The 15,496-nt window shown below is 61.6% G+C and carries 9 protein-coding genes; 8 read left to right on the plus strand and 1 reads right to left on the minus strand.

Annotated features, from left to right (window positions below; all coding sequences use genetic code 11):
* Window positions 1-26: 26 nt before the first annotated feature.
* The 8 genes from KEM63_RS01665 to KEM63_RS01700 all read left to right on the plus strand — a co-directional run bounded on the left by KEM63_RS01665 (window position 27) and on the right by KEM63_RS01700 (window position 13,612).
* Window positions 27-2,207: a type IV pilus secretin PilQ gene (locus tag KEM63_RS01665; protein ID WP_223654360.1), complete on the plus strand. Its 2,181-nt coding sequence runs from the start codon at window positions 27-29 to the stop codon at window positions 2,205-2,207.
* 5 nt (window positions 2,208-2,212) lie between these two features.
* Window positions 2,213-2,728 (plus strand): shikimate kinase AroK, encoded by a 516-nt coding sequence (gene aroK, locus KEM63_RS01670; protein ID WP_223654362.1) that lies wholly within the window; start codon window positions 2,213-2,215, stop codon window positions 2,726-2,728.
* A gap of 81 nt (window positions 2,729-2,809) precedes the next feature.
* The gene (gene aroB / locus KEM63_RS01675) at window positions 2,810-3,889 is read left to right on the plus strand and encodes a 3-dehydroquinate synthase (protein WP_223654363.1); all 1,080 of its coding nucleotides are present in this window, start codon (window positions 2,810-2,812) and stop codon (window positions 3,887-3,889) included.
* Window positions 3,886-5,421, plus strand: a complete 1,536-nt coding sequence (locus KEM63_RS01680; protein WP_223654364.1) for an AAA family ATPase — start codon at window positions 3,886-3,888, stop codon at window positions 5,419-5,421. The genes aroB and KEM63_RS01680 overlap by 4 nt, the downstream gene beginning before the upstream one ends.
* 228 nt (window positions 5,422-5,649) lie before the next feature.
* The gene (gltB, locus tag KEM63_RS01685) at window positions 5,650-10,098 is read left to right on the plus strand and encodes a glutamate synthase large subunit (protein ID WP_223654365.1); all 4,449 of its coding nucleotides are present in this window, start codon (window positions 5,650-5,652) and stop codon (window positions 10,096-10,098) included.
* Between the two features lie 90 nt (window positions 10,099-10,188).
* The gene (locus KEM63_RS01690) at window positions 10,189-11,607 is read left to right on the plus strand and encodes an FAD-dependent oxidoreductase (RefSeq protein WP_223654366.1); all 1,419 of its coding nucleotides are present in this window, start codon (window positions 10,189-10,191) and stop codon (window positions 11,605-11,607) included.
* A gap of 119 nt (window positions 11,608-11,726) precedes the next feature.
* Window positions 11,727-12,815 carry a uroporphyrinogen decarboxylase gene (hemE, locus tag KEM63_RS01695; RefSeq protein WP_223654367.1) on the plus strand — a complete coding sequence of 363 codons (1,089 nt, stop codon included), beginning with the start codon at window positions 11,727-11,729 and terminating at the stop codon, window positions 12,813-12,815.
* Between the two features lie 26 nt (window positions 12,816-12,841).
* Window positions 12,842-13,612, plus strand: a complete 771-nt coding sequence (locus KEM63_RS01700; protein WP_223654368.1) for a ParA family protein — start codon at window positions 12,842-12,844, stop codon at window positions 13,610-13,612.
* Here the strand turns inward: KEM63_RS01700 and KEM63_RS01705 are convergent, their stop codons facing one another.
* Window positions 13,613-15,412 carry an SLC13 family permease gene (locus tag KEM63_RS01705; RefSeq protein ID WP_223654370.1) on the minus strand — a complete coding sequence of 600 codons (1,800 nt, stop codon included), beginning with the start codon at window positions 15,410-15,412 and terminating at the stop codon, window positions 13,613-13,615.
* Between the last annotated feature and the right edge of the window lie 84 nt (window positions 15,413-15,496).

Consider the following 15,496-nt stretch of genomic DNA (forward strand, 5'->3'; position numbering starts at 1 on the left):
AACAGTCACGCGTGGAACGCAATCAAATGCCTCTAACCAGGAAGTTTTCGCTCGCTGCGGTCTTGGCCGTACTCAGCCCGTGGGTGGCCGCCGCCGACCTGCAGAAACTGGATGTAGCCTCTCTGCCTGGTGAACGGGTTGAGCTCAAGCTCACATTCGACGAACCGGTCGCTACGCCGAAGGGTTACACCATCGAGCAGCCCGCTCGGATCGCGCTGGATCTGCCGGGCGTGAAGAACAAGCTCGGCGAACGCGGCCGGGAGCTAGGCCTGGGTAACGCGCGCAGCCTGAACATTGTCGAAGCCAACGACCGTACCCGTCTTATCGTCAACCTGACGAATCTCGCGCCCTATACCACGCGGGTAGAAGGCAACAATCTGTTCATTCTGGTCGGCACCGACAGCGCGCCGGGCTATTCCGCCCCGGCGACGGCGTCGGCCGGCTCTGCTGCTTCGGCGTCCTCGAACAACTGGCGTTCCGCTGACCAGCCTGCCGTGTCCTCCGCTGCCGCGTCCGGCGGCAAGGCCATCCGCAGTCTGGATTTCCAGCGCGGAGAGCAGGGTGAAGGCAACGTCATCATCGACCTGTCGGATCCGTCGATCCGCGTCGACGTGGACGAGCAGGGCGGACGCGTGCGGCTGAATTTCCCGGATACCCGTCTGCCTGACGAGTTGCGCGTCCGGCTCGATGTGAAGGACTTCGCCACGCCGGTCAACTTCATCAATGCCAGCACATCCGGCGGCAATACCACGATCAACATCGAGCCCAGCGGCTACTTCGAGCATCTGGTCTACCAGGCTGAAGATCGGCTGATCGTCAGCTTCAAGCCGCTTAGCCGTGGTGAGGTCGAGCAGCGCCGCGCCGATGAGTTTGCCTACACCGGCGAGAAGCTGTCGTTGAACTTCCAGAACATCGAAGTGCGCTCAGTGCTGCAGCTGATTGCCGATTTCACCGACCTGAACCTGGTTGCCAGCGACACGGTGGAAGGCAGCATCACACTGCGTCTGCAGAATGTGCCCTGGGATCAGGCGCTGGACCTGGTTCTGAAAACCAAGGGTCTGGACAAGCGCCGCGTCGGTAACGTGCTGCTGGTTGCCCCGGCGGACGAAATTGCTGCCCGCGAGCGTCAGGAGCTGGAATCCCAACGTCAGATCGCCGAGCTGGCTCCGCTGCGTCGTGAGTTGATCCAGGTGAACTACGCCCGTGCCGCCGACATTGCCAAGCTGTTCGCGTCGGTCACTGCTGGCGCGCAGGGGGAGCAGCGTGGCTCGATCACCGTCGACGATCGCACCAACAGCATCATCGCCCTGGAGACCCAGGACAAGCTCGACGAGCTGCGTCGCATCGTGACCCAGCTGGACATTCCGGTCCGTCAGGTGATGATCGAGGCTCGGATTGTCGAGGCCAACGTCGGCTTCGACAAGGCGCTGGGTGTGCGTTGGGGTGGTAACGTGAACCTGGGCTCTCGCTTCAACGCGTATGGTAAAGACGGCAACATGGGCGTGGTCGAAGACCCCAACCCGGTTACAGTGACTGACCCGATTACCGGTGCCACGACGGAAATATCGCGTAATACCGCTGGCTTTATCGGCATCCCCGAGATTCCGCTGAACACCCCGTTTGTTGACATGGGCGTCGCAGGGGCCACGTCCGGTATCGGCATCGGTTTCATCACCAACAATGCGATCCTCGATCTGCAGCTGTCGGCGATGGAAAGCACCGGTAATGGCGAGATCATTTCCCAGCCCAAGGTCGTGACCTCCGACAAGGAAACCGCGAAGATCCTCAAGGGCTCCGAGATTCCCTATCAGGAAGCCAGCTCCAGCGGCGCGACCACGACAGCGTTCGCCGAAGCGGTACTGTCGCTCGAGGTAACGCCACAGATCACCCCTGACAATCAGGTGATCATGGAAGTGGTCGTCACCAAGGACGAGCCGGACTTCACCAACGAAGTGAACGGCGTGCCGACCATTCGCAAGAACGAGGTCAATGCCAAGATTCTCGTGGCGGACGGCGAAACCATCGTGATCGGTGGTGTGTTCTCCAGCGAGACCCAGCAGGCGCAGGAGAAGGTGCCCTTCCTGGGTGATCTGCCGGTCGTCGGTCGGGCTTTCCGTCGGGACATCACGTCCGAGAGCAAGACCGAACTGCTGGTGTTCCTCACGCCCCGCATCATCAACAACGGAGCGATTTCCGTTGCCAGGTAAGCAGCTTGCGTAACGTCTTCCTCATAGGTCCGATGGGTGCCGGAAAAAGCACCATCGGACGGCTTCTGGCCAGGGAATTGAAGTATCCGTTCAAGGACTCCGATCGCGAGATCGAAGCCCGAACGGGTGCGGATATCCCCTGGATCTTTGACGTCGAAGGTGAGGAAGGTTTTCGTCAGCGTGAGGAGGCGATGATCGCTGAGCTCACCGCCGAAAACGGCATTGTGCTGGCCACCGGGGGTGGTGTGGTCATGCGGCCAGCGAACCGCAAGGCGCTTGCCGAGGGCGGACTCGTCGTCTATCTGCGTACCAGCGTGGAGCAGCAGTTGCAGCGTACCGCAAAGGATCGTCAGCGGCCTTTGCTGCAGAATGCAGACCCGGAAAAGGTTCTTCGCGAGTTGATGGCCAAACGCGATCCGCTGTACCGGGAAATCGCCGACCTCATCATCGACACCGACCAGCGCGGCCCCAAGGTGGTCGTCAACGCCATCATCTCCCGTCTGCAGGACTCGGCGAACTGACATTTCGATGCGCCATCTGCTCTCTCGTTTTCGCGCGGACTGCTCTGATGTATGCTGGCGAGCCAGTAACGGAGGGGTGTCATGCAGCGTCTGACGGTCGAGCTCGATGAACGCAGTTATCCTATTTATATCGGTGAAGGGCTTCTTCAGAGCCCTGAGCTTCTGCTCGGTCATGTTGCAGGCAGGCAGGTCTGTATCGTCACTGACGATACCGTAGCGCCGCTGTATCTGGATCAGGTACGTGGGCTGCTGAGCAGCCGCGATGTACTCTCGGTGGTGCTGCCTACCGGTGAGGCGTACAAGAACTGGGCAACCCTGCAACAGATCTTCGATTCGCTGCTGGAGCATCGCCACGATCGTCGCACCACCCTCATTGCATTGGGCGGCGGGGTAATCGGTGACATGACCGGTTTCGCTGCGGCCTGTTACCAGCGAGGCGTCGACTTCATCCAGATTCCGACGACGCTGCTGTCGCAGGTCGATTCTTCGGTGGGTGGCAAGACCGGCATCAATCATCCGGCCGGCAAGAACATGATCGGCGCCTTCTATCAGCCCAAGGCGGTATTGATCGACACCGCGACCCTTCGAACGCTGCCGGACCGTGAAGTGAGTGCCGGCCTGGCCGAGATCATCAAGTACGGCCTGATCCGGGATGCGGGCTTCCTTGATTGGCTAGAAAGCAATATGACCAGCCTTCGGGCGCTGGACTCCGCGCCGATCACGCAGGCGATCGCACGCTCCTGCGCCATCAAGGCGGAGGTCGTCGGCGCTGACGAACGGGAGGGTGGGGTGCGGGCCATTCTCAATCTTGGTCACACCTTCGGGCACGCCATCGAGGCGCATCAGGGTTACGGTACGTGGTTGCATGGCGAAGCAGTGGGAGCCGGCATGACCATGGCACTGGCCATGTCTGTGCGGCTGGGTTGGATCGACGAGGCGGCATGCCAGCGTGGCGTCTCCATCATCCGCTCCGCCGGCTTGCCGGTCAGCCCGCCTGACACCATGCAGCCTGACGATTTTCTGCGCCTGATGGCGGTCGACAAGAAGGTGCTGGACGGCCAGCTGCGGCTGGTGCTGTTGCGCGCGCTGGGCGATGCCACAGTGACCGCTGATTATGATTCTGAAGCACTCAATGACACCCTGCGGAAAGAGTATCCATGAAAGCAGAGCGGGACCAAGACCTAAACGCCGGCGGTGATGCGCAGGACGTGCTCGAGTACTACCAGCTGAGCCATGACCCGTTTGCGGCGCGTACGCCGGGTTTCAAGTTCTTTACGCCGCAGCGCAAGCCGGTGCTGGCCCAGCTGCATCATCTTGCCCGATTCGCTGGTCAGGTATTGGTCGTTACCGGACCCCGCGGCAGCGGGAAGACGCTGCTGCGTCAGGCGCTGATTGCCAGTACCAACAAGGACGCTGCGCAATGCGTGGTGACGTCCGGCCGCGAGGTGGAGTCTGCTGACGCACTGGTGGCCACGCTGTGTCAGGCAGTGGGCGTGCCGGAAAAATCGATAGCGGCCCTGTTGGAGCGCGCGGAGCAGCTGCACGACGTCGGCATGCAACTGTATGTGGTCGTCGATGATGCGCATCAGCTCGACGCTCCCTCGCTGCAATTGCTCGCCGATCTCAGCCAGGTAGACGACCGCTTCGCACCCAAGGTGTTTCTGTTTGGGGAAGACGTTCTCGCCGGCACGCTGGTGACCATCGATCTTCCGGAAGAAAAGAGCTGGTACCACCGCATTTCGCTGCAACCGCTAACACTGGAAGAGACGCGCGACTACCTGGCGCAGCGACTGGAGGGCGCTGGTCAGTCGATCGAGTTGTTCAGCGACGCGCAGGTCGAGTGGATCCACGACGAAAGCGAGGGGTGGCCCGGACGCATCAACGAAGCTGGACGCCGTGCGCTGGAAGATGACCAGCAGGATGCGGTGACCGAGTCTGCCCCGCGCGGGCCGATCATACCGCGTCGCTCGTTGATCGCCCTGGTGCTGGTTTCCATCGGTGTCGCGGCCGCTTGGATGATGGGGGGCGAAGACACTGCCCAACAGCCTACTACCACCGTGCTCGAGTTGCCGACCCAGGTGGCGGAAGTCGATGCCACCGATCCAGTCATGCCTCCTCCGGAACAGCTCGATCCTATGGAAGCCGCTTCGGATATGCCGGAAGACCTGGCTCTCGTCGAAGCGCCGCCCCAGCCGGTCGTCGCCGGAGATGAGCCGGCCCTGGCCGCGCCCGCCAGTTCGCCTGCGGCGACGCCCGCCCCGCCGGTCACAGCGGACGAGGCTCCCGTCCCGCCTCAGCAGGCGACAGAGTCGGAGCCTCGGCCAGCCGCGCCGGTAGCCTCTGCTTCAACTCCCGCCCCGGCACCTGCGGAGCGCCCGCAACCCTCGGCGGCCGCGGCGGGTTCCGATGCGGCTGCGTGGTATCGCCAGCAGTCCGGAGATCGTTACGTTCTGCAGTTGCTCGGCTCACGCTCCAGGCAAGCGGCCCTGGATTTCATGAGCGGGCATGAGGGGGTTGGTGAGCTGCACTATTTTGAAACGCGGCATGAAGGAAAGCCCTGGTTTGTGGTTACGCAGGGCGCCTATGCGGACCGGCAGCAGGCGCAGCAGGCGGCGGGCAGGCTGCCCGGGCCGTTGCGTCAGCAGAAGCCGTGGCCCCGAACCATCGCCAGTATCCAGCAGTCTCTGCCATAATGCTCACCGGCCCGTCGCACGGCGGGCCGTCATTTCTGTTTCTGCAGTAAAAGCTTTCCGATTTACGACATTTGGATATGCTTTTGCGGCACTTCTCGCGCAAAATCAATTGTGGCGGTGCAGGCCGCTGTGTACAATTACACCCCTTTTGTCCGGCGCCTAGCCAGATCACGTCTTCCGTTGGTTAGTCTAAGCGTCTGAATTCAATAGCTTTTTGAGAGTGTGCCTATGAAAGCAGGTCTATACCAGCCTGATCAGTTCAAGGATAACTGCGGCTTTGGCTTGATTGCCCATATGGAAGGCCAACCCAGTCATCACCTGCTGCAAACGGCCATCGAAGCACTGACGTGCATGACGCACCGCGGCGGCATCAACGCCGATGGCAAGACCGGTGACGGCTGTGGCCTGCTGATCCAGAAGCCCGATAGCTATCTGCGCGCGGTCGCGCAGGAAGATTTGTCGGTGACGTTGCCCGAGCAATACGCCGTCGGCATGATTTTCATGAGCGCCGACCAGGCTGCCACCGACGCCGCCCGCCAGGCTTTCGCGAAGGCTTTCGAAGAACAGGGCCTGACGTCGCTGGGCTGGCGCCCTGTCCCGGTGGATGAGAGCGTGCTCGGACCGCTGGCGTTAAGCTGCATGCCGCGCATCGAGCAGGTATTCGTATCCGGCGAAGGTCTTGACGAGCAGCAGTTCGGCATCAAGCTTTTCTATGCGCGCCGGCGCGCTGAAGTCGCCATGCAGGGCGATGAGAACTTCTACGTCTGCAGCCTTTCGCACAAGGTCATAGCCTACAAGGGTTTGATGATGCCGGCCGATCTTGGCCGCTTCTACCCCGAGTTGAGTGACGAGCGCATGGAGACCGCCATCAGCGTCTTCCATCAGCGCTTCTCGACCAATACGCTGCCCAAGTGGCCGCTCGCACAGCCGTTCCGCTTGCTGGCGCACAACGGTGAGATCAACACCATCACCGCCAACCGCAACTGGGCCAACGCGCGTCGCAACAAGTTCACCAACGAGCTGCTGCCCGATCTGGAGAGCATTTCCCCGATCGTCAACGTTACCGGCTCCGATTCCTCGAGCATGGACAATATGCTCGAGCTTCTGATCACCGGTGGCATGGACCTGTTCCGCGCCATCCGCATGGTCGTTCCGCCGGCATGGCAGAACGTGGAAACCATGGATGCTGATCTGCGCGCGTTCTATGAGTTCAACTCCATGCACATGGAGGCCTGGGACGGTCCGGCCGGCATCGTGCTGACCGAAGGCCGCTACGCGGTCTGTCTGCTCGACCGTAACGGGCTGCGTCCGGCGCGCTATGTGGTGACCAAGAACGGTTACATCACCCTCGCATCGGAAATCGGCGTCTGGGACTACAAGCCTGAAGACGTGATCAGCAAGGGCCGGGTAGGGCCCGGCCAGATTCTGGCGGTCGACACCCAGACCGGCGAGGTACTGCATACCAGTGACGTCGAGGGTCGTCTGAAGTCACGCCATCCATATCGCAAGTGGCTACGGGAAAATGCGCTGCGCATCCAGGCGACGCTGGACGATCGCGATCACGGCGCCGACTTCATGGAGCAGGAGCGTCTGAAGCAGCACATGAAGATGTTCCAGGTCACCTTCGAAGAGCGCGACCAGGTGCTGCGACCGCTTGCCGAGAACGGTCAGGAGGCTGTCGGCTCGATGGGCGACGACACGCCCATGGCCGTGCTTTCGGGCCGGGTGCGTTCGGTATATGACTACTTCCGTCAGCAGTTCGCGCAGGTTACCAACCCCCCGATCGACCCGTTGCGCGAAGCGATCGTCATGTCGCTGGAGACCTGTCTCGGTGCCGAGCGGAACGTGTTCGAGGAAACGGCAGAGCATGGTAACCGTGCAATCCTGAGCACTCCGATCATTTCGCCGGCGAAATGGCGCACCCTGATGAACCTGGATCGTCCCGGCTTTGCCAATCAGGTCATCAACCTGAATGCGCCGGAAGATCTGCCGCTCAGCGAAGCGGTAACCGCCATCGCCTTGCAGGCCGAAGCCGCAGTGCGTGAAGGCAAGACATTGCTGGTACTCAGCGACCGCGGCATCGAGCAGGGCAAGCTGCCCGTACATGCCGCGCTGGCCGTTGGCGCAGTGCACCACCACCTGGTTGCGCAGGGGCTGCGTTGTGACTGCAACATTCTGGTCGAGACCGCCACGGCCAGAGATCCACATCATTACGCCGTGCTGATCGGTTTCGGTGCGAGCGCGGTGTATCCGTACCTGGCGTACGAAGTGCTGGGTGACCTGATCCGCACCGGCGAGGTCATTGGCGACCTGTACGAAGTCTTCAAGAGCTACCGCAAGGGCATCTCCAAGGGTCTGCTGAAGATCCTCTCGAAGATGGGCATTTCCACGGTGGTGTCCTACCGTGGTGCTCAGCTGTTCGAAGCGGTTGGTCTGGCTGATGAAGTGGTCGATCTGTGCTTCCGTGGCGTTGCGAGCCGCATTCAGGGCGCGCGGTTCAGCGATCTGCAGGTCGAACAGCAGCTGCTGGCCCGCGAGGCCTGGAATCCGCGCAAGGCCATCCAGCAGGGTGGTTTGCTCAAGTTCGTGTTCGGCGGCGAATATCACGCCTACAACCCGGACGTGGTCCGCACCCTTCAGGATGCGGTGCAGGGTGACAGCTACGACAAGTACCTCGAATATGCTGCGCTGGTGAACAGCCGGCCGGTCGCCGCGTTGCGCGACCTGCTCAAGGTGCGCGACGACCAGACCGCGATTGCGCTGGATAAGGTCGAGCCGCTGGACAGCATCTTCAAGCGCTTCGACTCGGCGGGTATTTCGCTCGGCGCGCTGTCGCCGGAAGCGCACGAGGCGATCGCCGAAGCGATGAACCGCCTCGGTGCCCGCTCGAACTCCGGGGAAGGCGGCGAAGACCCGGCGCGTTATCGCACCGAGCGCACCTCGAAGATCAAGCAGATCGCCTCCGGTCGCTTTGGTGTCACGCCCGAATACCTGGTCAACGCCGAGGTACTGCAGATCAAGGTGGCGCAGGGTGCCAAGCCAGGCGAAGGCGGTCAGCTGCCTGGTGGCAAGGTCAACGAACTGATTGCACGGTTGCGCTATGCGGTGCCGGGTGTGACGCTGATCTCTCCGCCTCCGCATCACGACATCTATTCGATCGAAGACCTGTCGCAGCTGATCTTTGACCTCAAGCAGGTCAACCCCGCCGCGCTGGTCTCGGTCAAGCTGGTGGCAGAGCCGGGCGTCGGCACCATCGCCGCAGGCGTGGCCAAGGCGTATGCAGACCTGATCACCATTTCCGGTTACGACGGCGGCACAGGCGCTTCGCCGCTGACCTCTATCCGTTATGCCGGATCACCCTGGGAGCTGGGCCTCTCCGAGGCGCATCAGACCCTGCGCGGCAACGATCTGCGCGGCAAGGTCCGGGTACAGACCGATGGTGGCCTGAAAACGGGTCTGGACGTGATCAAGGCGGCAATTCTCGGTGCCGAGAGCTTCGGCTTCGGTACCGCGCCGATGATCGCCCTAGGCTGCAAATACCTGCGCATCTGCCATCTGAACAACTGCGCAACCGGTGTTGCGACGCAGAACAAGCATCTGCGTGACAACCACTACATCGGCACCGTGCAGATGGTGATGAACTTCTTCACCTATGTTGCCATGGAAACGCGCGAGTGGCTGGCCAAGCTTGGCGTTAGCCGCCTGCAGGATCTGATCGGGCGTACCGATCTGCTGGAAATCCTGCCCGGCAGCACTACCAAGCAGCAGAATCTCGACCTGCGTCCGCTGCTGTTCAGCGATGCGGTCCCGGCAGACAAGCCGCAGTACTGCGAACAGCCGCGCAACCGCCCGTTTGACCAGGGCCTGACGGCCGAGAAGATGGTCGAGATGGCGCGTCCATGCATCGACGGTCTGACCGGTGGTGAGTTCGAGATGAATCTGACCAACTGCGATCGCTCCATTGGCGCGCGCGTGTCGGGCGAGATCGCCAAGCTGCACGGCAACCAGGGCATGGTCAATGCGCCGATCACCTTCCGCTTCAAGGGCACTGCGGGCCAGAGTTTCGGCGTGTGGAATGCTGGCGGGCTGCAGATGTATCTCGAAGGTGACGCCAACGACTACGTCGGCAAGGGCATGACCGGGGGCAAGCTGGTGGTAACGCCGCCCAACGGCAGCCCGTTCCGTTCCGAGCAGACCTCGATCATCGGCAACACCTGCCTCTACGGCGCAACCGGCGGCAAGCTGTTCGCTGCCGGCGTGGCTGGCGAGCGCTTCGCCGTGCGCAACTCCGGTTGCCACGCGGTAATCGAGGGCTCGGGTGACCACTGCTGCGAGTACATGACCGGTGGCATGGTCTGTGTGCTGGGTGCGACGGGCCATAACTTCGGCGCCGGCATGACCGGTGGTTTCGCCTATGTGCTGGACATGGACAACAGCTTCTTCGACAAGCTCAACCATGAGCTGGTCGAGCTGCACCGGATCAGCAGCGAGTCGATGGAAGCCTACCGGAGCCATCTGACTCAGGTGCTGACCGAGTATGTGACCGAGACAGACAGCGCCTGGGGCCGCGAAGTGCTGGACAACCTGGACGACTACATCCGCCGTTTCTGGCTGGTGAAGCCGAAGGCCGCAAGCCTGCGCGCGCTGCTTTCCACCACGCTGGCGAGCCCGCAATAAGCGAACAGTGGCGCGCCCGGATGGCGCGCCAGCGATTAGTTCTGGTAGTGACCGGCCCGTGACCGTTTGCTGCCAAAAAGAGGTTTAGATATGGCTGACCGTCTGAATAACGACTTCCAGTTCGTCGAAGTGGGCCGCAAGGACCCGAAAAAGCGTCCGTTGAAGACGCGCAAGACCCAGTTCGTCGAGATCAATGATCAGTTCAAGCCGGACGAGGCTGCCGACCAGTCGCACCGTTGCCTGGGCTGTGGCAACCCTTATTGCGAATGGAAGTGCCCGGTCCACAACTACATTCCGAACTGGCTGAAGCTGGTGTCCGAGGGCAACATCCTCGAAGCCGCAGAACTGGCACACCAGACCAACACGCTGCCCGAAGTCTGCGGCCGCGTGTGCCCGCAGGACCGCCTCTGCGAAGGTGCCTGTACGCTCAATGACGGCTTCGGTGCGGTCACCATCGGCTCGGTGGAGAAGTACATCGCCGACACGGCGTTCGCCATGGGCTGGCGTCCGGACATGTCGCAGGTAGTGCCTACCGACAAGCGCGTCGCCATCATCGGTGCCGGCCCGGCCGGGCTGGGGTGCGCGGATATTCTCGTGCGCGCCGGCGTCAAGCCGGTGGTCTTCGATCGCAATCCGGAGATCGGCGGTCTGCTGACCTTCGGCATTCCCGAGTTCAAGCTGGAAAAGACGGTCATGTCGCGCCGTCGCGAAGTGTTCACCGGCATGGGCATCGAGTTTCGCCTGAATACCGAGATCGGCAAGGATGTCACTATCGATCAGCTGCTCGAAGAATACGATGCGGTGTTCATGGGCATGGGCACCTACACCTACATGAAGGGCGGTTTTCCTGGCGAAGACCTGCCTGGCGTGTATGACGCGCTCGATTTTCTGGTCGCCAACGTCAATCGCAACCTGGGCTTCGAGAAGTCAGCCGAGGATTTCATCGACATGAAGGGCAAAAAGGTCGTGGTGCTCGGTGGCGGTGATACCGCCATGGACTGCAACCGTACTTCGATCAGGCAAGGAGCGAAGTCGGTGACCTGTGCCTACCGCCGTGACGAAGAAAACATGCCCGGCTCGCGCAAGGAAGTGAAGAATGCGCGCGACGAGGGCGTCAAGTTTCTGTTCAATCGCCAGCCGATCGCCATTGTCGGCGAAGACAAGGTCGAAGGGGTCAAGGTTGTCGAGACGCGCCTTGGCGAGCCGGACGCGCGTGGGCGCCGCAGCCCGGAGCCGATCCCCGGCTCGGAAGAAGTGCTCCCGGCCGACGCGGTGGTCATCGCCTTCGGCTTCCGCCCGAGCCCGGCCGACTGGTTTGGTGAAAAGCAGATCGACACCGACAGTCAGGGACGGGTCGTGGCCGGTCAGACGCCGGAGTTCAAGTTCCAGACCAGCAACCCGAAGATCTTCGCGGGTGGCGACATGGTCCGCGGATCGGACCTGGTGGTCACCGCGGTATGGGAAGGCCGTCAGGCTGCCGAAGGCATTCTCGAATATCTCGGGGTCTGAGCTACCGTCGTATCGACAGGGGCGCCTCAGGGCGCCCTTGTTGTTTAAGGCGCCGGGCCTGATGTTTGCACCGATTGCCGTTACAATGTGCGCTGATTTCGCCACCGGATACCTACCCCATGACTGACCTGAAGAATGATCGCTTCCTCCGCGCGCTGCAGCGCCAGCCGGTGGACGTCACGCCCGTATGGATGATGCGCCAGGCCGGACGCTACCTGCCGGAGTATCGCGCCTCCCGTGCGCGTGCGGGTGACTTCATGGGGCTTTGCATGAATCCGGAGATGGCCTGCGAGGTCACGCTGCAGCCTCTGGAGCGCTACCCGCTGGATGCGGCCATTCTGTTCTCCGACATTCTCACCATCCCCGATGCAATGGGGCTGGGCCTGTATTTCGAAACCGGCGAAGGTCCGCGTTTTCGCAAGCGCATCGACACCGCTGCGGATATCGAGGCGCTTTCGGTGCCGGACGCCAACAACGACCTCGGCTATGTCATGGATGCGGTCCGCACCATTCGCCGTGAACTTAACGGTCGTGTGCCGCTGATTGGCTTTTCCGGCAGTCCCTGGACGCTGGCGACCTACATGGTCGAAGGCGGCTCGTCCAAGGACTTCCGCAAGACCAAGGCGATGCTCTACGATCAGCCCGAAGCCATGCACCAGCTACTGGGCAAGCTGGCCGATGCGGTGACCGGCTACCTGAACGGGCAGATTCGTGCGGGCGCGCAGGCGGTCCAGATTTTCGATACCTGGGGCGGCAACCTGTCTGCAGACGCCTACCAGAAGTTTTCTCTGGCCTACATGCGCCGCATCGTCTCCGGTCTGATTCGCGAGCACGATGGCCGCAAGGTGCCGGTGATCCTGTTCACCAAGAACGGCGGTCTGTGGCTGGAAAGCATCGCCGATGCCGGTGCCGACGCGCTGGGGCTCGACTGGACCATGGACATCGGCGTTGCGCGCTCCCGGGTGGGTGCGAAGGTGGCCCTGCAGGGCAACATGGATCCGACGGTGCTGTATGCAAAACCCGAAGCGATCCGCGCCGAAGTCAGTCGTATCCTGGCCAGCTACGGCAAGGGCAACGGCCATGTGTTCAACCTGGGCCACGGGATCACTCCGGAAGTGGATCCGGCACATGCCGGCGCCTTCATCGAGGCAGTGCACGAGCTGTCAGCGATATACCACGATCCCTCTGCTATCGTAGGCCAGGCTTAACAAATCATGTAACCGAGGAGGGCGGTATGCGACGTGTCGTGTTCAACCAGAAGGGGGGCGTGGGCAAGTCGAGTATCGCCTGCAATCTCGCTGCGGTCAGCGCCGCAGCCGGCTACAAGACGCTCGTGGTGGACCTCGATCCGCAGGCCAACTCCAGCCATTACCTGCTTGGCTCAGGGCTGGGCAACGTCGACCATACGCTGGCAGATTTCTTCTCCAATACCCTGGCCGGCCGTGCCGACAAGCTTCCGGCCGAACAGTACGTGGCGGAAACGCCGTTCGAAAATCTGTGGATCATGCCGGCCAGTCCCGAGCTGGCCGAGCTTCAGCACAAGCTCGAATCCCGGTACAAGATCCAGAAGCTGCGCAAGCTGCTCAAGGACCTGAAGTCCAGTTACGAGCGGATCTATATCGATACGGCTCCCAGCTTTAACTTCTATACCGTTTCGGCGCTTATCGCAGCAGATCGTTGTCTGATCCCCTTTGACTGTGACAGCTTCGCCCGTCAGGCCCTGTATGGGCTGCTCGGCGAGCTCGAGGACATTCGGGAGGAGCACAACGAGGATCTGCAGATCGAAGGGATCGTGGTGAATCAGTTCCAGTCACGTGCGGCGCTGCCGAAGAAGATCCTCGACGAGCTGGTCGCCGAAGGGCTGCCGGTGCTCCCGGTATACATCTCCAGCTCGATCCGCATGCGCGAATCCCACGAAGCCAGTGCCCCGCTCATCTACATGGACGGACGCCACAAGCTGACCCAGCAGTTCATCGATCTGCACGATCATCTGGAAAGCCGCTGATCACGCGGCAGGGAAGAGGGGCCAGATCAGCGGAATGATCAGGGTCGCGGTGAGCCACATGATCAGATTCAGCGGTATGCCGATCTTCAGGAAATCGCTGAAGCGATAGCCTCCCGCGCTATACACGAAGGTGTTGGTCTGGTAGCCGATCGGCGTAGCGAAGCTGGCGCTGGCGGCGAACATGACTGCCACCACGAACGGAATCGGATCGGCACCCAGTTGCTGTGCCACGCCTATGGCGATGGGCGTGAGCAGAACCGCCACGGCGTTGTTGCTGACGATCTCGGTCAGTATCGACGTCAGCAGATAGATGAACGACAGCATGAACAGCGGCCCGAGCAGTGGTGCGAGCAGCATCACCTTGTCCACCACGCTGCTCACCAGTCCGACCCGGTCCATGGCGATGCTGATCGCCAGCATGCCGAAAATAATCGAAAGAATGCGCCAGTCCACTGCCTTGTAGGCATCTTCGGTGTCCAGGCAGCCGGTGGCGATCACCACCGCAGTGGCGATCATTGCCAGCCCTTCTATGGGCATAACCTTGAGGGCTGCCAGCACCATGACGGCCAGCACCGCGGCGATGGCGATAGGCGCCTTGTTGCGGCGGTAGGCGCGTTCCTGCACGGTATTGAGGCTGATCAGCTCGCCGTTGTCGGCGAACTTCTTGATCTGTGAAGGCGTGCCTTCCACCAGCATCACGTCGCCGAACTGCAGCTGGAATTCGTCCAGATTGTCCTGGATATTTTCGTTGTGACGATGGATGGCCAGCACGTGAATGCCGTAGCGCGCGGTCAGGTTGAGATCGCGCATCGGACGGTGGCTGTAGCGCGAGTTGCGGCCCACGATCGCCTCGGCGAGGATCACGTCGCGGGTCGAGATGGTCTCGAAGCGGGCGGCCTGTTCACGATTGAAGGCCAGCAAGCCGTTCTGTCGCAGTTCGACGAAATCTTTCATGTTGGCATGCAGAACCAGGCGGTCGCCGGCGCTCAGCACTGTGCTGTTGACCGGTGTGGACAGCTCCTCGTCGCCGCGGAAAATCTTCAGCACCTGGATGCCACTGTTACCGTTCAGATTGGCATCGGCGATCGTCTGATTGATCACCGGGGAATCATGCGGGACCAGGAGCTCGGTCATGAACGGACGGCTCTGGTCGGGACGCAACTGCTTGGACAGGCTTTCCCGATCTGGCAGCAGACGGTGGCCGACCAGCATGATGAAGGCCACGCCAATCGTCGCGACGATCATCCCCGGCAGCGTAATGTCGAACATGCCGAACGGCTCAAGGCCCATCTGGCGGGCAACGCCGTCAACAAGGATATTGGTCGAGGTGCCGATCATGGTCATGGTGCCGCCGAGGATGGTGGCGTATGACAGCGGGATCAACATCTTCGACGGTTTGCTGCCCACCTGCGTGGCCAGTGCGATTGCGACGGGGGTGAGAATTGCTACCACCGGGGTATTGTTGATGAAGGTAGACAGTACCAGCGCGGTCACGATAAGGCTGAACAAGGTGCGCAACGGGCTGCCGCCACCCATGCGGGCGAGCCAGTTGCCGAGCGCCTCGACGCACCCGGTGCGTTCCAGCGCAGCCGAGAGAATGAACATGCAGGCGATGGTGATGGGGGCGCTGTTGGACAGCACGCCGAGTACATCGGAGGGCGTCAGCAAGGTACTGACCAGCAGAATCGCAACCGCGATGGCGACAACCACATCCGGGCTGAACTTTTCGCGAACGAAGGCGTAGATGACCCAGCACAGCAGTGCTGCAACGCCAATCATCGGCAGTGAATCCCAGCTCATCAGTCACCTGTACGAATCCAAGCCTCCCGTCGGAAGCGCAATGGCCGACACATTAGAAGGCTGGCTTAGTCTTGTCCAAGTCTA

Origin of the sequence: Halopseudomonas nanhaiensis (assembly GCF_020025155.1) — a bacterium.
GTDB classification, from domain to species: Bacteria; Pseudomonadota; Gammaproteobacteria; order Pseudomonadales; family Pseudomonadaceae; genus Halopseudomonas; species Halopseudomonas nanhaiensis.